The sequence below is a fragment of the Thermaerobacter sp. PB12/4term genome (assembly GCF_003403315.2).
In the GTDB taxonomy this organism is placed as follows: domain Bacteria; phylum Bacillota; class Sulfobacillia; order Thermaerobacterales; family Thermaerobacteraceae; genus Thermaerobacter.
This window is the reverse complement of sequence record NZ_CP048407.1, coordinates 1,804,319-1,825,542: the sequence shown is the minus strand read 5'-3', so window position 1 is coordinate 1,825,542 and position 21,224 is coordinate 1,804,319. Positions and strand designations below refer to the sequence as shown.

The 21,224-nt window shown below is 71.9% G+C and carries 17 protein-coding genes and 1 pseudogene; 7 read left to right on the top strand and 11 right to left on the bottom strand.

The window, feature by feature from the left end; genetic code table 11:
- Window positions 1-31 precede the first annotated feature (31 nt).
- From DYI95_RS07580 to DYI95_RS07565, 4 genes are all read left to right on the top strand, one after another.
- Window positions 32-1,078, top strand: coding sequence for an alcohol dehydrogenase family protein (locus DYI95_RS07580; protein ID WP_116900387.1), 1,047 nt, complete (start codon window positions 32-34; stop codon window positions 1,076-1,078).
- Window positions 1,079-1,183: 105 nt separating this feature from the next.
- Window positions 1,184-2,236: a R2-like ligand-binding oxidase gene (locus DYI95_RS07575; RefSeq protein ID WP_116900565.1), complete on the top strand. Its 1,053-nt coding sequence runs from the start codon at window positions 1,184-1,186 to the stop codon at window positions 2,234-2,236.
- Window positions 2,233-3,759, top strand: coding sequence for an aldehyde dehydrogenase family protein (locus DYI95_RS07570; RefSeq protein WP_243149677.1), 1,527 nt, complete (start codon window positions 2,233-2,235; stop codon window positions 3,757-3,759). The genes DYI95_RS07575 and DYI95_RS07570 overlap by 4 nt, the downstream gene beginning before the upstream one ends.
- A gap of 45 nt (window positions 3,760-3,804) precedes the next feature.
- Window positions 3,805-4,659, top strand: coding sequence for a YhfC family glutamic-type intramembrane protease (locus DYI95_RS07565; protein WP_116900388.1), 855 nt, complete (start codon window positions 3,805-3,807; stop codon window positions 4,657-4,659).
- A 170-nt stretch (window positions 4,660-4,829) separates the two neighbouring features.
- Here DYI95_RS07565 and DYI95_RS07560 read toward each other — a convergent pair whose 3' ends face one another.
- The gene (locus tag DYI95_RS07560; protein ID WP_243149676.1) at window positions 4,830-6,335 is read right to left on the bottom strand and encodes a hypothetical protein; all 1,506 of its coding nucleotides are present in this window, start codon (window positions 6,333-6,335) and stop codon (window positions 4,830-4,832) included.
- Between the two features lie 814 nt (window positions 6,336-7,149).
- Here DYI95_RS07560 and DYI95_RS07555 point away from each other — a divergent pair.
- Window positions 7,150-7,842: a Crp/Fnr family transcriptional regulator gene (locus DYI95_RS07555; protein ID WP_116900389.1), complete on the top strand. Its 693-nt coding sequence runs from the start codon at window positions 7,150-7,152 to the stop codon at window positions 7,840-7,842.
- A 297-nt stretch (window positions 7,843-8,139) separates the two neighbouring features.
- Here the strand turns inward: DYI95_RS07555 and DYI95_RS07550 are convergent, their stop codons facing one another.
- The 4 genes from DYI95_RS07550 to DYI95_RS07535 form a co-directional block, all read right to left on the bottom strand.
- The gene (locus DYI95_RS07550; RefSeq protein ID WP_243149964.1) at window positions 8,140-9,297 is read right to left on the bottom strand and encodes a multicopper oxidase family protein; all 1,158 of its coding nucleotides are present in this window, start codon (window positions 9,295-9,297) and stop codon (window positions 8,140-8,142) included.
- A 564-nt stretch (window positions 9,298-9,861) separates the two neighbouring features.
- The gene (locus DYI95_RS07545) at window positions 9,862-10,959 is read right to left on the bottom strand and encodes a radical SAM protein (RefSeq protein ID WP_116900569.1); all 1,098 of its coding nucleotides are present in this window, start codon (window positions 10,957-10,959) and stop codon (window positions 9,862-9,864) included.
- A 219-nt stretch (window positions 10,960-11,178) separates the two neighbouring features.
- A complete protein-coding gene (nirK, locus tag DYI95_RS07540) occupies window positions 11,179-12,312 on the bottom strand; it encodes a copper-containing nitrite reductase (protein ID WP_116900390.1) in 1,134 nt (377 codons plus the stop codon).
- A gap of 339 nt (window positions 12,313-12,651) precedes the next feature.
- On the bottom strand, window positions 12,652-13,134 hold the full coding sequence (locus DYI95_RS07535) for a DUF4149 domain-containing protein (protein WP_116900391.1): 483 nt from the start codon (window positions 13,132-13,134) through the stop codon (window positions 12,652-12,654).
- A gap of 174 nt (window positions 13,135-13,308) precedes the next feature.
- Between DYI95_RS07535 and DYI95_RS12830 the strand changes: the two genes are divergently transcribed.
- Together DYI95_RS12830 and DYI95_RS07525 are read left to right on the top strand one after the other, a co-directional pair.
- Window positions 13,309-14,052, top strand: coding sequence for a DUF2249 domain-containing protein (locus tag DYI95_RS12830; protein ID WP_116900392.1), 744 nt, complete (start codon window positions 13,309-13,311; stop codon window positions 14,050-14,052).
- A gap of 88 nt (window positions 14,053-14,140) precedes the next feature.
- Window positions 14,141-14,374 (top strand): annotated as a pseudogene (locus DYI95_RS07525) (ferredoxin); the annotation flags it as partial.
- A 403-nt stretch (window positions 14,375-14,777) separates the two neighbouring features.
- On the opposite strand, the gene DYI95_RS07520 reads toward DYI95_RS07525, so the two are convergent.
- From DYI95_RS07520 to DYI95_RS07495, 6 genes are all read right to left on the bottom strand, one after another.
- Complete coding sequence (locus tag DYI95_RS07520) at window positions 14,778-15,887, bottom strand: Mrp/NBP35 family ATP-binding protein (RefSeq protein ID WP_116900394.1); 1,110 nt, start codon at window positions 15,885-15,887, stop codon at window positions 14,778-14,780.
- Window positions 15,888-16,118: 231 nt separating this feature from the next.
- Window positions 16,119-17,276 (bottom strand): glycosyltransferase family 2 protein, encoded by a 1,158-nt coding sequence (locus DYI95_RS07515; protein ID WP_243149675.1) that lies wholly within the window; start codon window positions 17,274-17,276, stop codon window positions 16,119-16,121.
- A gap of 100 nt (window positions 17,277-17,376) precedes the next feature.
- A complete protein-coding gene (locus DYI95_RS07510; protein ID WP_116900395.1) occupies window positions 17,377-17,931 on the bottom strand; it encodes a TQO small subunit DoxD in 555 nt (184 codons plus the stop codon).
- 350 nt (window positions 17,932-18,281) lie between these two features.
- The gene (locus DYI95_RS07505; protein WP_158556041.1) at window positions 18,282-18,770 is read right to left on the bottom strand and encodes a Fur family transcriptional regulator; all 489 of its coding nucleotides are present in this window, start codon (window positions 18,768-18,770) and stop codon (window positions 18,282-18,284) included.
- Between the two features lie 16 nt (window positions 18,771-18,786).
- On the bottom strand, window positions 18,787-19,290 hold the full coding sequence (locus DYI95_RS07500) for a hypothetical protein (protein ID WP_116900397.1): 504 nt from the start codon (window positions 19,288-19,290) through the stop codon (window positions 18,787-18,789).
- Between the two features lie 206 nt (window positions 19,291-19,496).
- Complete coding sequence (locus DYI95_RS07495) at window positions 19,497-20,846, bottom strand: sulfurtransferase TusA family protein (RefSeq protein WP_116900398.1); 1,350 nt, start codon at window positions 20,844-20,846, stop codon at window positions 19,497-19,499.
- Between the last annotated feature and the right edge of the window lie 378 nt (window positions 20,847-21,224).

The following is a 21,224-nucleotide window of genomic DNA, read 5'->3' as shown; positions in this document are numbered from 1 at the left end:
TGCGGCCGGAGCGAGGGAGGGGTGGCCTGACATGAAGGCTGTCACCTACCGCGGCGTGGGCCAGGTGGCCATCGAAGACGTCCCCGAGCCCAAGATCCAGCATTCCGGTGACGCCATCGTCCGCGTCACCCGCTGCGCCATCTGCGGCTCGGACCTCCACATCTACCACGGTCACATCCCCGGCATGGTGCCGGGGTCCGTCTGCGGCCACGAGTTCACCGGCGTGGTGGAGGAGGTGGGACCCGGCGTCCAGGCCTTCCGCAAGGGAGACCGCGTGGTGGGCACCTTCCACACCGCCTGCGGTCACTGCCCCATGTGCCGGAAGGGCGCCTACAACCAGTGCCGGGAATACGGGGTGTTCGGTTACGGGGTGGCCTTCGGCAACCTGCCCGGATCCCAGGCCGAGTTCATCCGGGTGCCTTATGCCGACGTCAACCTGCGGGTGATTCCCCGGGAGCTCAGCGACGAGAAGGCCCTCTTCTGCGGGGACATCCTCACCACCGCCTACGGCGCGGTCCGCAACGCGCAGCTGCAGCCGGGAGAGACGGTCGCGGTGATCGGCTGCGGGCCGGTGGGCCTGATGGCGATCCAGAGCGCCCTTGCCCAGGGAGCGGCCCGGGTCCTGGCCATCGACCTGCTGCGCGACCGGGTGGAGCTGGCCGAGCGGCTGGGGGCGGTTCCCATCGTCGCCAGCGAGACCAACCCCGTGGCCCAGGTCAACAAGCTGACGGGGGGCCTGGGGGCCGACGTGGTGATCGAGGCGGTGGGCGGTCCCAGGACGGTGGCCCTGGCCTTCGAGCTGGTGCGGGGCGGCGGGCGCATCTCGGCGGTGGGGGTCACCACGGCCGAGAGCTTCCCCTTCCCCCTGGCCACCAGCCTGACCCGGGACATCAGCTTCCGCATCGGCCTGGCCAACATCCACCGGGACATCGACGCCACCTTGGCCCTGGTGGCGGGGGGCCGGATCGACCCTGAGGTGATCATCAGTCACCGCCTGCCGCTGGCGGAGGCCGTCGAAGGATATCGCCTGTTCGACAGCCGCGAGGCGACGAAAGTGGTGCTGATCCCCGGCGAGTGACGGCGGCGGGCTGGCCGGCAAGATGGGTCCCTGGGGGGTGGAGCCATCGCCGGCGATCCCGGGAGGATCGCGGGGCCAGATCGCCAGGAAAGGACGGGGATGCACATGGCCGGTGCAGTGACGCCCGGTGCGGCAGGCGCCGCGCCGGAGCCGGGCCAGGGGCGCCCGGCGGTGGCGGTGGCGCGCCACGATGCCTTCACCACCACCAGCAGCCGCGGGTTGAACCACGACCTGCCGCCGATGCGGCTTTACCACAAGGCCAAGAAGTTCGGCACCTGGGATCCGCGGGCCATCGACCTCAGCCAGGACCGGCAGGACTGGCACCTGCTCAGCGACGCCCAGAAGGATGCCCTGTTGCGGCTGGTGTCGCTGTTCGCAGCTGGTGAAGAGTCCGTCACCCTGGACCTCCTTCCGCTCATCATGGTGATCGCCAGGGAGGGCCGCCTGGAGGAGGAGATGTTCCTCACCACCTTCCTCTGGGAGGAGGCGAAGCACACCGAGTTCATGCGCCGCTTCCTCGACGAGGTGGCCGGGGTCTCCGGGGCCGACCTGCACCATTACCACACCCCCAGCTACCGCAGGATCTTCTACGAGGAGCTGCCCCGGGCGATGAACCGGCTGCTGGAAGACCCCTCGCCAGCCGCCCAGGCGGAGGCTTCGGTGACCTACAACCTGATCGTCGAGGGGGTGCTGGCCGAGACAGGCTACTACGCCTTCTACCGCACCCTCCAGCGGCAGGGGGTCATGCCGGGCTTCATCCAGGGCATCCGCAACTTCCAGCGGGACGAATCCCGGCACCTGGCCTACGGGGTCTTCCTGCTGCAGCGCCTGGTGGCGGCCGACGACGCCATCTGGCAGGTCATCGACCGGCGGTTGAATTACCTGCTCCCCTACGCCCTGGGCGTGACCCACGAGATCTACGCGGCCTATGGGGGCCAGCATCCCTTCGAGGTCGACCAGAAGGAGTTCATCGACTACGCCATCAAGCAGTTCAGCCTGCGGGCCCAGCGCATCGAGCAGGCCCGGGGCAAGTCCCTGGCCGAGGTCTACCGGCTGGCCGCCGACCAGGTGGAAGAGGCCACCGGCGCTGCGGACGAACCGGCCGCTGGGGCGGGCCCGGGCGGCCTGGCGGCTGGCGGAGGAGGGTCCGGCGCATGAGTTCGCGGGAGGGGCCGGGTTCGTCCCGGTCGCAGACCCTGGAGCTTCCCTTCGTGGCCCCATCCCTGCGGCAGTGGCTGAGCTCGCCCAAACAGCTCTTCATCGGCGGGCGGTGGCAGGAGCCCCGCTCGGGCCGCTACCTGACGGTGACCGACCCCTCCACGGGCGAGCCGCTGGCCGAGGTGGCCGAGGCGGGGGAGGAGGACGTGGATCTGGCCGTCCAGGCGGCCCGGCGGGCCCTGGAGGGCACCTGGGGGAAGCTGCCCCCGGCGGAGCGCGGGCGGCTGCTCTGGAAGCTGGCCGACCTTCTGGAGGAGAACGCCCAGGAGCTGGCCCAGCTGGAGTCCCTCAACACCGGCAAGCCGGTGACCGAGACCAGCATGGCGGACATCCCCCTGGCCGTCGAACACTTCCGCTACTTCGCCGGCTGGGCCACCAAGTGGACGGGGGAGACGCTGCCCGTGTCCTTCCCCGGCGAGTACCTGGCCTACACGCGGCGGGAACCGGTGGGCGTGGTGGGGGCCATTGTGCCCTGGAACTTCCCCCTGATGATCGCCTCCTGGAAGCTGGCGCCGGCCCTGGCCACGGGGAACACGGTGGTGCTCAAGCCCAGCGAGCTGACGCCGCTGACGGCCCTGCGCTTGGCCGAGTTGGTGCGCCAGGCCGGCTTCCCCCCGGGGACGGTGAACGTCCTGCCGGGCTACGGCGAGCCCGCCGGACGGGCGCTGGTGGAGCATCCGGGGGTCGACAAGATCTCCTTCACCGGCTCCCCGGGGGTCGGCCGCAAGATCATGACGGCGGCGGCCCGGGACTTCAAGCGGGTCACCCTGGAGCTGGGCGGTAAGTCGCCCAACATCGTCTTCCCCGACGCGGACCTGGACAGCGCCGTGGCGGGGGCGATGATGGGCATCTTCTTCAACCAGGGTGAGGTCTGCTGCGCCGGCTCCCGCCTGTTCGTCCACAAGGAGCAGTTCGACCGGGTGGTGGGAGCCATCGCCGAGCGGGCGGGCCGGCTGCGCCAGGGGCCGGGGATCCACCCCATGACCCAGATGGGACCCCTGATCAGCCAAACCCACATGGAGCGGGTGCTGGGCTACATCGAAAAGGGACGCGCCGAAGGGGCCGAGCTGCTGGTGGGCGGGGAGCCCAACCCCGAGGCCGGAACGGGCTATTTCGTCAAACCCACGGTGTTCCTGGGCCGGGACGACATGACTATCGCCCGGGAGGAGATCTTCGGGCCGGTCCTGACGGTGCTGCCCTTCGAGAGCCTGGACGAGGTGGTGCGGCGGGCCAACGACACCCCCTACGGGCTGGCGGCGGGGATCTGGACGCGGGATGTGGCGAAGGCCATCAAGGTGGCCCACCGCCTCAAGGCGGGGACGGTGTGGATCAACGGCTACAACCTGCTGGACGCCACCAGCCCCTGGGGCGGGTTCAAGCAGAGCGGCATCGGCCGGGAGATGGGGCGCTATGCCCTGGAGCACTACACCGAGGTGAAGAGCGTCTGGATCAATCTGGGTTGAACCGGCAAGCGCCGGGCTCGGGTGGAGTCCTTGGGGGGAGACGGAGTGGGGGATCCGTTGCGGGCCATCGCCGTGGCCTACATGGTGGCGGGGGCGGGAGCCATCGTGCTGCCCGCCTTCGTGTTCGTCGCCGGGTATCGCCGGTGGGGCTGGCGAGCCCGGGTGGCGCTGGTGGGGGCGGCCACGTTCCTCGTCTTTCAGGGCGTCCTGCGGCTGCCGTGGCAGCCGGCCTTCAGCGCCTGGGCCACCGCCCGCTGGGGCGTGGTGGCGGCAGGGCTACTGGCGTCGTTGACGGCGGCCCTTTGGGAAGAGGCGGGGCGCTATGTAGCGTATCGGGTGGCCGTCCGGAGGCCCCGGCTGGCCGATGCCGCGGCCATGGGGGTCGGGCACGGCGGCTTCGAAGCGGCGGTGCTGGTGGGGCTCTCCTTGCTGGGCACGGGGATCGCGTTGCTGGCCCTGCCGCTGCTGGGCGCCGGCGGGGGTGGTGCCGATGCCGGGGGCGGGGCCGTCCCGGGGACGGGGTGGCCCACCCTGCCCCCCGAGGCGGGGGCGGCGCTCGACCAGCTGCGGCAAGCCGCCCTGGAGGGCGGGATGCTGGCCCCCGTACTCGCCCTGGTCGAGCGGGCCGCCGCCCTTACCCTGCACGTGGGCCTCAGCATCCTGGTGGCGGCGGCGTGGGTCCAGCGGCGTGCCGTGTTGTGGCTGGCGGCGGTGGGCATCCACTTCGCGGCCAATGCGGCGGCCGTGGCCCTGGCCCAGATGGGCCACGCCGTGGCGGCGGAGGCGGTCGTGCTCGTGCTGGCGGGCCTGACCCTGTACACCGGCCTGCGCTGGGGGCCGCTGCTGGATGCGGCGGCGGGTTCGAACGACCCGGCGGGAACGCAGCCGGCGGTACCGTAGAGCGGGGGGCTGCAACGTCGTGGCGGTAACCCCGTGACTGCCCCCCGCCGGAGCCGATCACCATGACGGGCGGGGGCTCTGTCCCAAGATCGCACGGCCCCGCCCGCCGCCCTGGGTGACCGCGTTGGGTCGCGGGCCGGGCAACCCGCCCCTGAAGACTGGTCTGGTTCCTAGCGCCCCTTGCGGGTGTCGTGGTGCCGGTCGCCGGCGGCTCCCGCGGTCCGCCAGCTGGCCCGCAGAACCAGGACCAGCGCGATCACCGCACCCAGGCCGGCCGCGCCGGCCAGGGCCATGACCGGCGTGCTCCAGGGGGCGGCCCGTCCCGTCAGGGTCTGGCCAAGGCCCGGCAGAACCCGCAACAGGGCCGCGAGAGCTGCCAGGGCCACGGCCACGGCGACCCCCCTGCGGCTGCGCAGGCGTCCCCCGCCGAAACCCGGCAGCATGGTGGGGGCAACACCCATGATGAGCAGGGTCATGAAGCCGGCGCCCACGGCATGGAGCGGCGCGTCGGCGGGCGGGGTGCTGGCGGCCACCTGCACGCCCAGCGTTCCCAGACCCCGGAGCCCCAGCATCAATGCCGCCAGCAGCGCCCAGACGTAGGCCAGCACGGCGGCCACCCCGGCGGGATCCCGCCACCAGCGATAGCCCCCTTTATCGCCGGGGAACACCAGCCGGGGCTCAAAGACGCGCACCCCTATGGTGCCGAGGACCAGGGCTGCACCCCAGGCCAGGTCGGCGGCTGCCGACACCCCGGGCGATGCGGGCCGGCCGGTGAGGAGGGCGCCAATTCCCGCTGCCGTATCCAGCAGCAGCGCCCCCCCGAAGGCGCCGGCGGCCGCTGCCAGCCACCCGGGTCGTGCCGGGCGAATCCGGAAGAACAGGCTGAACACCCGGGCGGACATGGCCACCGAGATGGTGCCGATGAAACCGAACAGGGTGAGGCGCAGGGCCGCCGCATCCACCGGCCCCGGCAGGGTGGCCGGCACGGCGGCGGGGAGGCTGGCGGGAGCCGCCGCCGCTCCCGCACCGGCGGCCGGGTTGAAGCCGGCGGCCGCCCGCAGCGCCGCGGTTGCGGCGCTGAAGGCGCCTAGAGTCCACAACAGGAGGCCGGCCAGCAGGCTGGCGCCGGCCAGGACGAACAGGGGGGCCACCTGGGCAAAGGCCTTCTTCTGGCCCAGGGGCGGGCCCTGGCGCAACGAACGGGCCAGCAGCCCGGCAAGCAACCCCGCCGCCACCACCTCAAGGGCGGCACCGGCGGCCAGGATCCAGAGGCCCGCTGCCCGCGCAGCTGGTGCTGCCACCAGGGCGGCGAGGGCCTGGCCACCCACCCTCAAGGCCAGACCGGCGGCCAGGAGCATGAACCCCAGGGGTATGCGCCGGGGGTCGCTCAGCGTGCTGCCCCGCAGCCGGGGCAGGAACTGCAACGCCACCCCCAGGATCAGCGCGCCGCCCCAGCCCACCAGCTGGGCGTGGCCGTGGGCCTGGGCCAGGGCAGGGTAGGCGGAAGCCCAGCTCCATCCCTGCCAGGCAGCGGCCGCCAGCACGCCTCCCAGCAGGAAGCCCGGAACCAGGGCGGCCAGCACGGCCAGGTCGAAAAAGGGGAGCCAGGGCCAGTGCCGGTTCTTCCGGCGCTGGGAGGCCGGCACGCTGGGGCGCCGGCTCCCGGGGGCCGCCACGCTGGGGCCAGCGGCCCCCTCTCTCGGGACCGCCGCTCCCTGGGCCGTCCGCGGGCCCTCCGGTGCCGCCGCCCGCCGGGCCGGGCCGCCATCCGCGACGACTGCGGCGAGAGAGCCTGTTTCGGCTTCTCCCCCGGCCGGGCGGGGGCCAGGTTCGGATTGGCGGGGGCGGGGTTCGGGTTCGTCCACGGGCCGGGCAAGGGGCATTGCCGGCTCAAGGGTATGCCCCGCGGTCCCGCCCTGGGGAGCCTGGGGTTCACGGGTCATGCTGCCCACCTCTCTCGGTACCTTGTGCATTCACCCTGCGCCCTCCACGCCGCGTGCCACCGGCCCCGCGTGCTGGTTCCATGGGTAAGTTCGCCCTCATCATCCCCCACAGCCTGCCCGCCCCGCAGTGCGCTGGGTCACAGGGTGGCGCTGGGAACGGCTTCGGGCCGGCTCATGGCACCGCGCGAGGTGACGAAGCGAGCGACCATGACCTGCCACCATCGTGGCCCGGCAGAGTGACCAGGCCCACCCGCGCCTGTCCACGACACCTCGATACCTCGACGACCGCGTACCGCGCTGGCGGAAGCTCCGCAATGGCATGGCACCTGGCCGCGCCCGCGCGGCATCGGGCCGGCGCAACCCTGCCCTGGCGAGGCACCGCCACGCGGCGGCCCCGCGAGGGCGCGGCACCTGGATGGCACAGCCCCGCCAGGGCGCCGCACGGGACAGCGGAGGCGCCGGCGCGGCAACGCGGCCCCGGCCCCGCTGGCAGGAATGGGCTGTGCGGGAGAAAACTGATGCTGGGGAAGACTCGGGGAGGATCGTCATGGACCCCATGGACCAGCCCGTACTGCCCTCCCGGCGGGGGGCCTTCGACACCCGGGAGGCGGTGGTGGCCGCTCTGCGCCGCATCCACCCCTTCGACCAGGTGCCCGCCGAGCTGGTGGCCCGGGTGGCCGAGCAGGTGCGCTGGCGACCGTGCCACGCCGGCGACGTGCTGTTTCGCGAGGGCGAGCCTGTCAAGGCCGTGTTCCTCCTGCGCCAGGGGCGCGTCAAGATCGTGGCCGTCGACGACGAGGGCCGCGAGTACATCATGCATCTTCTGGGACCGGGTGATCTCTTCCCCGCCGTGGGGCTTTTCACCGGCGGCGGCTACCCCGCCACCGCCGAGGTGATCCAGGACGGCGTGGTGGGGACGGTAACCCGGGAGGCCATCCTCGACCTGGTGCGCCGGCACGGGGATCTGGCCATGGCCTTGCTGATGGCCCAGGAAGAACGCATCCGCTACCTGCAGGATCGCATCCGCAGCCTGGTCTGGCGCGACCTGCGCACCCGGGTCCTTGAGGTCCTGGTCAAGCACATGGGCGACCAGCTCACCCACCAGGAGATCGCGGCCCTGGTGGGGGCCGCCCGGGAGAGCGTCAGCCGGGTGATCAGCGAGTTCAAGCGCCAGGGACTGGTGACCCGGGACCCCAGCGGCCGCTGGCGGGTGCGACCCCGAGGGGGCGACGGGCGGTAGCGGCAGCCAGGAGCGGCAGGCCCCATGCCGGCGGCGATCCCGCCGCGTACCGGCAAATCGGGCCATAGCGAGGCACTATGGCCAAAACGGGGGAGCACCGGCCGCCAGGCCGCCACTCCCCCGGAGATCATCCGTGCCCTGCCTAGACCGTTTCGGTCATTTGCTGGTTCTTCCTGGTTCAGTTCCCGGTTCTCCTGGTCTTGCGATCCCGTACCCGCAGGCGACCCGCAGGGGCTGGGTTGGCAGCGCCGCCCTCCCGTGACTTCCGCGCGCCCGTGACTTCCGGAACGGCGATACCTACTCCTCCACCTGGAGCACCTGGATCAGGCCCATCATGTTGCCCTGGGCGTCTTCCACGTGGGAGATGATGTGGCAGTGCCAGACCCACGTGCCCGGGCGGTCGAAGTTGACCAGGACGTCGTAGGTGTCGCCCGGCATCAGGTCAAGGGTGTTGGCCTTCATGGGTTGGGGCAGGGGCTGGCCGTCCTTGGCGATGATGGTGAAGTCCGACCCGTGCAGGTGCATCGGGTGCACCTGGTCGCCGATGTTCATCAGCCGGAAGCGGGCCGTCTCGCCGACCTTGAGCTTGATCGGCGCGGTGTGGGGGAAGGACTTGCCGTTGATCACGTAGCCCAGCTGCCCGTCGGAGATCATCAGGCTGTAGTCGGCGTCGTACTTCCAGGGCTCGGGGTCCTTGGGCTCGACGATGAAGGTTCCATAGAGCCCCATGCCCTTCTGCTTCATCGTGTTGTGATGGGTGTGGTACATGTGGGTTCCCGCCGGCCGGGCCACGAACTCGTAGACGAACTGGCCTCCGGGCGGGATGGGATCCTGGGTCACCATGGGCACGCCGTCCATCTTGTTGGGTACGGCCAGCCCGTGCCAGTGGATCACGGTGGGCTCGGGCAGCTGGTTCTTCACGATGATGCGGACCCGGTCGCCCTCCTTGACCCGGATCTGGGGGCCGGGCACCGTGCCGTTGAAGGTCCAGGCCTCATATTCCTTGTCGCCCACGGACCACTTGACGGGAAGCGCCGTCAGTTCGAAGACCTTGACGCCATTCTCCACGCGGTACCGGGCCAGCTGCTGCCCCTCGGGCAGCGCCTTCTGGCCCTCCGAGCCCGTGCCCGCGGGGTAAATGGTGTAATCCGCAGCCGCTTCGCCGCCTCCCTGGCCGCCGTGGCCGGTCCCTTCGGCACTGCCGGTGGTGCCGGCTGCGGACGAACCGGCTCCTGCCGGGGTCCCGTCGTTGCCCGAACCGGACGCGCCGGCCATGGGGTAGACGGCCCAGAGCAGCAGCCCCAGCACCACCACGCCCGCCAGCATCCACCAGCGCCGGCGGGTCTTCACCTTGCCCCCGTGCCCGCCCGTGCCGCCTGCGGCACCCTGGCCCGGGGGCAGGTTCCCCCCGCCGCTCCCGCGCGCTTCCCGGCGGTCCAATGCGCCCGTTCCCATCACTGCCGCACCTCCTGTGACGTTGGCTGGATCAGCGTCCACAAGGCCATGGTGGCAGGCGATCCTGAAGGGTACTTAAGGCAAAGCTGAGCGGCACCTGAGGAAATGGTGGCCCGGACGCAAATGCAAACCGCCCCCAAATGCGAAGGCCGCCAGGAAAGACTGGCGGCGGTGGTGTGCATTGCAGACCAGCTTCAACGGTACCAACCCGGCAGGGACCCGGGAGCGGGGCCCGATCCGGTTACGGGAACCCGGGCAAACCCGGCCCCGACCGGGCCACCTTGGCCCCGCCGGACGGCCCCGCCCAGATGACGGGCCGGGAGGACACCGGTGCAAGCCCGGGTCGCCACTGCCCGGCTCCCCCTGCAGGGGAGCCGGGGAGACCGGCCGCCGGCAGGGCCGGCCGCCGCCCGAGGTCGCCCTTACCCGGGCGGCTGGGCCGACCGCACCCAGGCGGCAGGGTCCGCCGCACTCAGGCGCCAGCGCCGGCCGCACCCAAGCGGTAGCACCGGCCGTACCCAGGTGGCAGGACCGGCCGCACTCAAGCGGCGCGGCCGCCCGGACTCAGGCGCTTTCCCCGGCGAACACCAGCTCCGCCACCGCCGCGGTTCCGGTGCTGGGATCGTAGGCGCAGGTCGGCTCTTCCGCCAGCGGATCGCCCGTCAAGGCGTACGCCCGGGCCCGGGACCCGCCGCACAGCTGGCGGAAGGGGCAGCGGCCGCACTTCCCCTTCAGCTGGGCGGGGTCGCGGAGGGAGCGGAAGAGCGGGCTGTCCCGGTAGATGCGCGCCAGGGAACTGGTCCGGATGTTGCCCGCCGCCAGGGGCAAGAAGCCGCTGGGGAAGATGGTACCCGTGTGGGAAACGAAGCAGAACCCCTTGCCGTCGCCGATGGCCGGACGCGGCGGCCGGCCGCGTTCGACCAGCACGCGGCGGTATGCCGGAGCCTCCGTGGTCTTGATGGCGAAGGGGACCTTGCCTTCCAGGTCCGCCAGCCAGCGGTACACCGCCTCGTGCTCGGCGGCGTCGAGGGGCTCCAAGGTCGCGCCCCGGCCCGTGGGCACCAGGAAGAACACGCTCCACCGACCGGCGCCCAGCTCGGCCACCAGGCGGGCGATCCGGTCCAGTCGCCGCCAGTTGAGCCGGGTCACCGTGGTGTTGATCTGCAGGCGGAGCCCGGCCTCCCGCACCGCCCGCGCCGCCTCCAGGGTGCGGGCAAAGGACCCCGTCCAGCCGCGGAAGGCATCATGAAGGGCGGCCTCGTCCCCGTCCAGGCTGAGAGCGATGGCTTCGGCGCCGGCCTCGGCCATGGCCCGGATGCGCTCGGCGGTCAAAAGGGGCGTGGCGCTGGGGGTCACCGAGGGATGCAGGCCCCGGCGCGCCGCGTGGCGGATCAGGTCGTTCAGGTCCGGGCGCTTGAGCGGGTCGCCCCCGGTGAAGACGAAGAGGCGCGTCCCCATCTCCGCCGCCTCGTCGACCAGCCGGCGCGCCTCGTCCGTGGTCAGTTCCAGAGGGTGGCGGTGAGGCTGGGCCGACGCGCGGCAGTGACGGCAGACCAGATCGCACGCCTGGGTGGTCTCCCAGATGAGGATGACGGGAGCGCGGTCGAAGTCGATGGGTGGGCGGGCGCGGGCGGCATCCGGGGGTTTCGGCAGGTGGCTCACGACCAGCACCTCCGTTTGGCGAACGATCTCCGCATCTCCGCGGGTTCCGCCGGCTCGGTCCGTCGGGCTGCCCCCGTCCATCGTGCCCCCGTCCATCGGGCTGCCCGGCGCGGATGGGGCGTGATACCGGCCCCAGCGAAAGGGCGATCCGGCGGCGGGGGCCGCCGGATCGCCGCGGCTGGTTCGTCCGCCCGGTCAGGGCCGGCGGAGGGACCGGGGTCAGTGCCCGTCCGCCGTCATCTCGGGCGCGTCGAAGACCTCGGGGTTCGGATCGCCCTCCACCACGATCTGGGCCAGGGCGCCCTTGTCGATGGACCGGCTGATGGAGTGGTCCACCAGGGTGTAGGTGCCCGGGACGTCGACGGTGAACTCAACCCAGGCCGCGCCGCCCGCGGGGATCAGCGTGGTCTGCACGTTGTGCACCGCTTCCGTGGCCCCCTGGTCGTGGACCGCGTCGAAGACCTCACCGATCACGTGGAAACTGGAGATCAGGTTGGGGCCGCCGTTGCCGACGAAGATCCGGATTCGGTCGCCCACCTTGGCCTTCATCGCCCGCTCGCCCGTCCAGTAGGCGCTGGCGCCGTTGAACACCACGTAGTTGGGCTCCTCGTCCAGCAGGGCCTCATAGTCGTATCCGGCATGGCCCTTCTCGCCGTGCTTCAGGTCGGTGTAGATCTCGCCCTGGACGATGTAGAACTCCTTGTCGACAGGCGGCAGGCCACCTTCCGGCTCGACCAGGATCAGGCCGTACATCCCGTTGGCGATGTGGCTCGGGATGTGGGGCGACGCGCAGTGGTAGATGTACAGGCCCGGGTTCAGCGCCTTCCAGGTGAAGACCTTCTCCTCGCCCGGCTTGACCTGGGTTGCCACGGAGCCGCCACCGGGGCCGTTGACCGCGTGCAGGTCGATGGAGTGGATCTGGCCGCTCTGGGGCGAGTTCTTCAGGTGCAGTTCCACGGTATCGCCGACCCGCACCCGCAGCATGGGCCCGGGCACCTGGCCGTTGAAGGTCCAGTAGGTGTAGGTGGTGCCGTCGGCCAGCTGGCCGTCCAGTTCCACCGCCTCCAGGTCGATGCGCACCGTCTTGGGCGGCCGCTTGCCGACCGGCTCCGGGACCGCCGTCGGATCGGCGGCCACCACCTTGGCATCGGCACGGGCCGGTTCGACCTGCTGGGCCCGTTCCGTACCCGAACCGGACGAACCCGCCTGCCCCTTGTTGCTGTCGCCGGCGGCGGTGCTGCCGCAGGCCGTCACCGCCACCAGGCTGAGACCCAAAAGCAGCGCCAGCCATCCGCGAGTACGCCGCCTCTTCTGTGCCGCGCGGCCCTGGGGACCGCTCATTGGACGTGCCATCGGAGGTCCCTCCCCTTTCGGAAGTTGCGCACCGCTCCGCCCTCGCCGGCATCCCCGCCGCTGGTGCGCTCCGCTCCTTGGTGATCCCGGAGCGCGCTGCGGTGCTCAGTTCCGATGCTGGGGGAGGATCCTGAGTCTCCGCTGAGGCGGGTGTGAACGCCGCCTGAGGATTGGCGGCCGCCCCGGCGGGCCGCTTCCGGGGCGGCCGGCCGGGCAACCCGCTCGCCCACCACCGGCCCATCGCTGCGACAGGCTGGTCGCCGGCCCCCGGCGGCCGGTAGCCGGGCTACCCCCGCCTTGCCATGACGGGCCGGCAGTCCGGCCGCCCGCAACGGCCCGTCACCGGACCAGCTGCACCGCCAGGAACACCACGACGAGCGCCAGCAGCGCCGTCAGGCGCGCCAGGTGCCCCGAACGGCGGCGCAGGGCGGTGGCATCCGCTCCGCTGCGGGCGGCCCGCTCGGCGGCCGGACCGGCCACGAAGTCGTGGATGGCCGTCAGCAGCATCATGACGAACACGGCCAGCAGCTTCGCCCCCATCACCCGCCCCCAGGGGCTGTCGAAGAACGTACCGCTGAGCACGTTGGCCAGGGTGGCCCCCCGGGCCGCCATCTGGATGGACCCGGTGACCACCAGGATCCCCAGGGCCGTCCATCCCACCGCCCGGAACCGGCGCCCCACGTCGGTGAAAAGGCGCGTCCGGACGTCCTGGGGATAACGCCGTGAGGCCGGCACCACCACGAGGCTGAGGAACAGGATGCCGCCCACCCAGACCATGGCGGCAAGGATGTGGACGTAGACGATCAGCTCGTACCCGGTCATCGGCGGCCTCCTCCTTGCCCAGGCTGTCTCCGCCGGCGGCGACCGTCACCGTTGTAACGGTACCATGCCGGTCCAGCGGGGCTGTGACTGCTATCACAGCCTCGGCCGGCGCGCCGGCGCTACGCTGGCATCGACCCGCAGGCGCAGGGTCGCACTGCGAAGGAGGGGGTCCACGTGACCACGCGCAACGAAACGGTGGCGGCGCGGATCCGCGCCCACCACGACGCCATGGCCCGGGAGCTGGACGGGCGGCTGGACGCCCTGGTGGCGGCCGTCCGCCGGGGCGAGCCGTACCGTCCGGCCCTGGAGAACGTGCTGCAGTACGTCCGCCAGGAGATCCTGCCCCACGCCGCGGCCGAGGAGGAAACCCTCTACGCCGCCGCGTCCCGGCGAGAGGCGGGGCGCGCCCTGGTGAAGGGGCTGACGGCCGAGCACGGGACGATCCAGGAGACCCTGCGGCGGCTGGAGGGAGCCGGGGACGCCCTGGAGGCCGTCGCCCTGGCGTCCGCGCTGACGGCCCTCTTCATCAGCCACGCGGCGGAGGAGAACGACGCCCTGCTTCCCGTCTTGATGGAAGAACCGGCGGAGGACCTGGAGGCCCTGCTTGAAGGCATGCACGAGCGGCTGACGGGTGCAGCCCTGGAGGCCGGCGGGGAGGCGGGCACGAGCGGGGGAGCCGCCGCGGAGGAGGACGGTACGCCGGAGCTCGACGTTCGCGCCCTGCCACCCTTCCAGCGCCACCAGCTGATCTTTGCCACCTACGAGGCGATGCGGCCGGGCCAGGCCTTCATCCTGGTCAACGATCACGATCCCAAGCCGCTGTACTACCAGTTCGCTGCGGAGCATCCCGGCGCGTTCGAGTGGGAATACCTTGAGCAAGGCCCCGAAGCCTGGCGCGTGCGCATCGGCAAGGTGTGACCTGCCCGCGCCAGGTGCCGGCAGGGCGTGACCGGCGTCACGGCGGCCGGCGCCGGCCGGTTCTACCGTCAAGGTGGAGGTGAGACCCGTGATCTACGTGATCTGCGAGCCCTGCATCGGGGTGAAGGACAAGTCCTGCCAGGAAGTCTGTCCCGTCGACTGCATCTACGAGGGCGACGACCAGTTGTACATCAACCCTGACGAGTGCATCGGCTGCAGCGCGTGCGCGGCCGTTTGCCCCGTCGAAGCCATCTACGACGAGGACGAGGTCCCCGAGCAGTGGAAGAGCTACATCGAGAAGAACCGCAAGTTCTTTGAGCAGTGAGCGGTCCTCTGAGCGCAGTGAGCAGTCCCTTGAGCGCGTGAACGGCGACGCATGCGGCCGGACAGGCTGCCGGCGGCATGCGTCGCTGTGACATTTCTGCCGCCCCCTCGGGACGGCTTGCGGGTTGCCCCTTGGCAACGCCGGAATGGCTCAGGGGAGGAGGAGTAGAATGCGCGTCGACTATGCGGCCGTGGCACCTGGAGCGGTGGAGGCCATGCGGGCGCTCGAGAGCTTCGTGGCCCGGAGCGGGCTCGGGCGTTCGCTCCTGCACCTGGTCAAGCTGCGCGCCTCCCAGATCAACGGCTGCGGTCGGGCGGGCCGGCCCACGGGAGGGGACTGGCGTCGCACAGCGCGGGGGCGGCCTGGGAGGAACCCGGCCGCCCCGTACGGGCAAGAGGCGTCAGCGAGCCCGGTCGGCCCCGGCCGGCTGCGGGACGCCCACCCCCAGGCGTTCGGCGACCCGGGCGGCCAGCTCGGCAAAGGCAGCACCGGCGGCGGATTCCGGGGGAAAGAGGCCGTCCCGGCGCAGCCCGGGCGGCGGGGGTTCCATGGGGATCCGGGCCAGGACCTCCGTGCCGAGGGCCGCCGCCACGGCATCCCCGCCGCCGCGCCCCAGCAGGTATTCCCGCTGCCCGCAGCCGCTGCACTGGCGGTACGCCATGTTCTCCACCACGCCCATCACCCGGTGACCCATCTTCTGGGCCATGGACCCCGCCCGCTCGGCCACCCGGGCGGCGAAGGGGTCGGGGGTGGTGACGATCAGCACGTCCATGGGCGGGAACTGCTGCTGCACGTCCAGCGCCATGTCCCCGGTGCCCGGGGGCAGGTCCAGCACCACCACGTCCGGATGGTTCCACACGGTATCGAACAGGAACTGGCGCAGGGCCTTGCCCAGCATGGGGCCGCGCCACACCACCGGGCTGTTGTTCTGGACGAAGAAGTCCATCGACATGACGTCGACGCCGTGGCCGTGACCAGGAATGACTTTGCGGTCGTCGTCCAGGGCCGGCGCCCGTTCCAGGCCGATCAGGGCCGGGACGCTGAAGCCGTAGATGTCGCAATCCAGAATGGCCACCCTTAGGCCGCGCCGCGCCAGGGCCACCGCCAGGTTGACGCTGACGCTGGATTTGCCGACGCCGCCCTTGCCGCTGGCCACGGCCACAAAGCGGGCGCCCTGCAGGCCCTCGGGCAGCTTCCGGGCCGGGGCGTCCCCTCCCGCCGGAGCGGGCGTGGCACCGGGCACCGTCACCCCGCGGGCGCGGGGGCGTGGCCGCGGGACGATGCGCACCGACGCTACACCCGGCATGGCCATCACCGCCTGCCGCAGGCGCTCCTGGGTGTCGGCCGGCGGCGAACCACCGTCCCAGTTCTCATCGATCAGGATCGCCACGTGGGCTCGCTCGCCGTGCATTTCCACCAGCACGTCCTGGATGCGACCGTCTGCCAACGGATTGCTGCCGTCGGCCAGTCGCACCCGGACCAGCTGCTGCAACACGTCGCGCTTGTTCATGGGCCGGCTTCCTCCTGTTGTCAGGCCATTGGCTCTGCCGGTTCCAGCGTACCGCGCGAGCCGGGTGCGGTCGGTGATGGGGGTCACAGGGGAAGCCGGTGGAGCCGGTGGGGGCTGCTGGGCAAACCGCTCCTCCGGGGAGGGTGGAGACGCGAACGGTATCGGCGATTGCATCTTGCTGCTGACGACCCTTGGACGCCGGCGCCGCCCCCCTGGGGCGGTACCGGCACGTCACAGCGAGGCGTTCTGCGTGGTGTTCTGCCGCAATTGCTCAAGGGGGAAGAACCGGCCACCCCAGTGGACGCCGCCCCGGAGGGCGGTAACCACCAGCGCCCGCGCCAAAGCGTAGACCAGTACCACGGACCCGACGGGCAGGACGAGAAGACCGCGCCACAAGGGAGGCGGGTTTGCCAGCAGGTAGCCCGCCGCGATGGCGATGATCGCGGCAGCCGCTGTCCACCGGATCCACCCGGCGCCCAGGATCAGCGCGATCCATGGCAACAGCATCGCCAGGGCGACGGCAGCCAGCCCGACCAGCGCGATGTCCCAGCGGTAGTTCATGCTTGCGAGCGTGTTCTTTTCTAGGCCACGGAACGCCTCCCTAAGCGTGTGGTACCAAGCGACGCGGATCCGTTCGCCGCCGACCAGCATGTCCTGTACGTAGCCGTGGCGTTTCACTTGCCGGCCCAGCTGCCGGTCGTCGTCGGGACGGAGCGCGATGGCACGATGGGTGCCGATGGCCTCGTACACCGCGCGCCGGATCAGGTTAAACGCACCGACGCCGACCCCGTGCCTGCATCTTGGGTCCCGGACCCGATGGGGTCTTTCCGAGGCGATGAACAGAAGGGTGAAGAGACCGACCCAGGCCGCCAGGGCCAGACCGCGAACCGTCAGAAGAGGCGCCACCGTGAGGTGGTCAAGTCCGTGGCGAAGGGCGTGATCCACGGCACGGCGGACCGTGTCAGGGTGCATGTAGACGTCGGCGTCGGTGAAGAGGAGCCACTCGCCCGTGGCCGCACGAGCTCCGACCCACATGGCGTGGTTCTTTCCCATCCACCCCGGCGGGAGATCCCGCACGTGGAGCGTCCGGATACGCGGATCCTGGCGAGCCAGTTCGTCCATCATCGCTCCGGTCCGGTCCTGCGACCGGTCGTCCACGAGCACGATTTCGAGGTTGGGGTAGTCCTGTGCCATGAGGGAGCGAACGGTCGGTTCCAGATGGGCTTCTTCGTTGTGGGCCGGCACGACGATGGACACCCGTGGCCAGTGCGAGCGATGGCCGATCGGTTCGCCGCCAAGGCGCCGGATTCTGAACCGGGCGCCCAGGGCTTCAATGCATAGTGCCCCGCTCAGGGTGCACGCAGCCAGGAGGAGCGCAGCAAACAGCACGCTGCCCCACCCCCGGTTGATTACCCGGTAACCGTGCCGGGTAGGGGGCCCCACCGGTCCTTGGAGACCCCGGCCGTCGATACCAGGGTGGTGGTGGCTCCTAGCGCCGGAAGGCGCGCCCCGGCTCCCACGGCGTGCCGAGCAGGGGCAGGAGCCAGCGATCCAGGCCGATCCATCCCGCCACCCGCCAGGCGAGCACCAGGGCGGTGGCGACGGCAAACATCACCGGGTTTGCGCTGGACGTACCCGCCAGCATGAAGCTGAAGTTCATGAAGCTCCCAAAGAAGGCCGCAATCCCGGTGAGCATGCCGGCCAGCAGGGCGATGCCCACCAGCAGCTCTCCGTAAGCGACCAGCTTGGCCCACGAGGCGGCGTTGGGGAGCACCACATCGCGGAGAAACCGGGCATACCAGCCCGTGACTTCGGCGTGGGGGCCCTGGGCGCGTTGGAGAGCACCCTGGATGAACCCTTGCAGGGCCGCGCCGGCCTGGGGACCGGTCCACGCCGGGTCACCCAGCTTGCCAAGGGCGGCATGGAGCCACTGCCACCCGAGCCAGAGGCGCGGCAACAACCATACCCACCCAGCCCGCGGATGGGCCAAAAGCCAGCGTACGGGCGCCGGCTCGTGGATTTCGGGGAAGACGTCGCGGGCCACGATCCCCCTCCTGTCCTTTCCGCCCCTGCGTTCTACGTTACTGTGCGCCACGGCTGCCCGTGGTACTCCCGCCGCCGGTCACCGGTGGCAGGTGGGTTGACATTCCATGGCCCCATGATGCAGGACGAGGGGGAGAAAAGCAACGGAAAAAGGGGCTCGGGGGCACCGGACGAAGCCTGCCCGTGCAGAAAGTCCCCATATCCCCGGCCATCCGTCACGACCGGGCCGGCGGACAGGGCGGGGTCTGGGGAGCGGGGGGCGGGGGCCGGGGACGGGAGCCGGCGGCACAGGCCTTCCGCCGCCACCGACCGGTTCGGCGCACCGGGCCCCTCCACCGGGTGCGCCGGGGATCAACCGCCGGGAGCTTCTGGGGAACCGGCGGCAGCCGGGGGACTGGGCCGCCCGTGACGGCAGTGGCGGCACAGCCCTTCGAGGACCAGTTCCTGGCCGGTAATCAAAAAGCCCGTCTGTTCCCGCACCTGGCGGACGATCTCGTCCAGCTCGGGCAGCGCCACGTCCTGCAACCGGTGGCAGCGCACACAGGCCAGGTGGGCGTGGGGTGCCGGATCCCCGTCGTAGCGGTCGGGCTCGCCCGGCATGACCACCCGCCGGGCAAGCCCCGCCTCGACCAGCGCGGCCAGGACCCGCCGGGTGGTGACGGGACTCAAGGTCGGCAGGGACGGCCGGAGGGTTGCGTGCACCTCGTCGGCCGTCGGATGGATCCCCGCCCTGGCCGCGCGCAGCAGGGCCTCGTAGACCGCCACACGCTGGATGGTCGGGCGCTGGCCAGCCCGGCGCAGGCGGCGGGCCAGCTGCTGCCACGCTCGTTGTCGGGCCATGCAGGTTCCTCCCATCTCAATGGCCGGCGTGACGGGGGTGGGTCGCACCGGTCAAGGCGTGGAGCAGGCCGTTGAGGCGCTGCGCTTCCCGGGGGAAGTCGTGGCGCAGCAGGGACCAGGCCTGGGCCGCCATCATGCAGGCCCGCTCCGGTTCCCCGGCGGCGGCCAGCTCGCGCAGGGCCTGGACGAACAGGCGAACCAGGGACGGGACCGCGGGAACCTCCCGGGAGGGCAGGGCAGGGCCGGCTGGAACCCGCCCGCTGCCGGTTTCAACCGCTGGAGCAGCCGGCCCGACTGGCGCCCCGGGACTGCCGGAGCGGGGGGTGGGGGTCGACCGGCCCGCGCCGGCCGCCGGGCGTCTGCCTTGCAGGGGTGGCGGCGGGATAGGCCGCCCGGCCCCGTCCCCTGGTTCCCGGCGGCTGCGGCCGGCGTCCTGGTGGCCGCCGGCGATGTCCTCGCGGGCCTCCTCGCTTCCCGGCGCCTCTGGGCCGTGTTCGGCCTGGCGGGGTTTCCACAGCACGGTCGTCTCCCCCTGTCCCGTTCCACCACAAGTCCCGGCTTCCTGTGGGGCCGTCCTCGTGCCCCGGTTTCCGCGTGCCCGGCTCGCGCCGGGTTCCTATAGCCTCCCGTGACCATGGCCACGCCGCTACGTGGCTACGGCGCCAGGTTGCCACGTTGCCGCTTTGCGACCTCGCGACCTTGCTACCTTGCTATCTTGCTACCTTGCTACCTGGCTACCTGACGACCTGGCGACGTTCCCGCCCCCCGCTGGATGAGGAACCGGAAATACCGCCAGGGCCAGACGCGCCGCCGCTCGCGGAAGAGCAGCCGGTGCCCGTGGACTTCGAGCCAGGCCGGCAGTTCCCACCAGGAGATGGGATCGGAACTCAAGAGCTCCAGTAGCTCGCCCGGTGCCATGCCGGCCAGGGCTTCTTCCACGTGGACGAACCCGGCACAACCGGCGCCGCGCCGGTCGAGACGCCGCACCGGGGCGGCCGCAGCCGCCCCAGGCAGGGAGGCGGCGGCTGGACGGCCCGCTTCGTCTCGCCGGCGCGAGGCGCGGCCCGGGCTCGTTCCAGCCGCCGGACCGGCCAGCTCCTCCAGATCGCACATCCCCTTGATCGGCGAGCAGGCGCGCCAGAGGGGGCAGGTGATGAAGATGACGAAGAGGGCCGCCACCAGCCCCAGCTTGACCAGGGCCAGGCGCCCCACCCAGTTCCCGGGCCAGGCCAAGGGGTTCCACCCGGCATAGGCGGCCGCCTGGGCAAGGCCGGTGGCCAGCAGCAGGGGCAGGAAGACCCGGACCCGCTTGCGGAAGCGTTCCAGCTGGGTGGCCGAGGCGGCCACCGTGGCAAAGGCCAGCTCGTCCCGGGCGGCGGGCACGGCGACGAAGATGTTCCACACGGCCCCGCCCAGCCAGAGGCCGAAGGCCCCCAGGTGAAGGGGGCGCAGGACCCAGGCCGGCCACCAGGTGCCGAAGGTCAGGGCCGCGTCCAGAAGGCCCATGGCAACCAGGAGGGCGGTGGCGGACCAGAGGACGGCCAGCGCCTGGCGGCGTGCCGCCAGGGCTTCGCCGTCGGGCAGGCTTGACAGCGCCAGCGTGGCAGCGACCAGGCCGCCGTAGAGCCCGATGACGAGCAGCCAGAGCCCGACCCAACCGCGGGCGGCGGCCACCGGGCCGACCCAGGCGGCCCAGACCCCGCCGCCCGCCAGCGCCGCCACCAGTCCTCCGGCCATCAGGGGCCGGTAGTGGCGGGCCTGGGCGGCCGCCAGCCGGGCCACGGCGGCGGGCTGGGTGTCCCGGGGCACGACGAAGCGCGACCACCACATGGTGCCGCCGGCCAGAATGCCAAGCCCTACCAGGCCCGCCCAGCGCGGCACGACCAGCCAGGGCGGCATGCCCTGCGCGCGCAGGGTCAGGTAAACACCGACCAGCGAGGCCAGGCTGATGACCGTCAGCGCCACCCGGGGAAGCAGGTAGCGGTTGACGTAGCGCCCCAGCAGGGAGTCGGCCGGCGCCGTCTCTGCGGCCGCGCCGGCCCCGGCCTCCCCGTCCGGGACCGCCGGGCGCTGCATGGGCGGGGCTGCCGGCGGAGCGGGTTGGGCGGCGGCAGTCAGGGATGGCACTTCATCCTGGCTAGCGGGGGACGGGCGACCTGCCGGGGCGGGTGCGGGCCCCCGGGCAAGCCGCTCAGGGCCGGCGATCTGCGTGGGGACCGGCATCATCCGTCACCTCCGTGTTCCCTTCGCTTTTACCCTGCCCCAAGGCGGACCGGCCGGGCTGTGACGGCCGTCACCGCCGGCGGCAGCCGCGGGCCGGCGGGGCGATGGGGCACGGCGGGGCAACGGGCCCCGGGCCGTGGGCCGTCCCGTCCCGGGGCCCGGCGAGCGCGGCGTTCGCCGTGACCGCTGTGGCCCGGCGTGGTGGGAGCGGCCGGCCGCCACGCCCGGCGT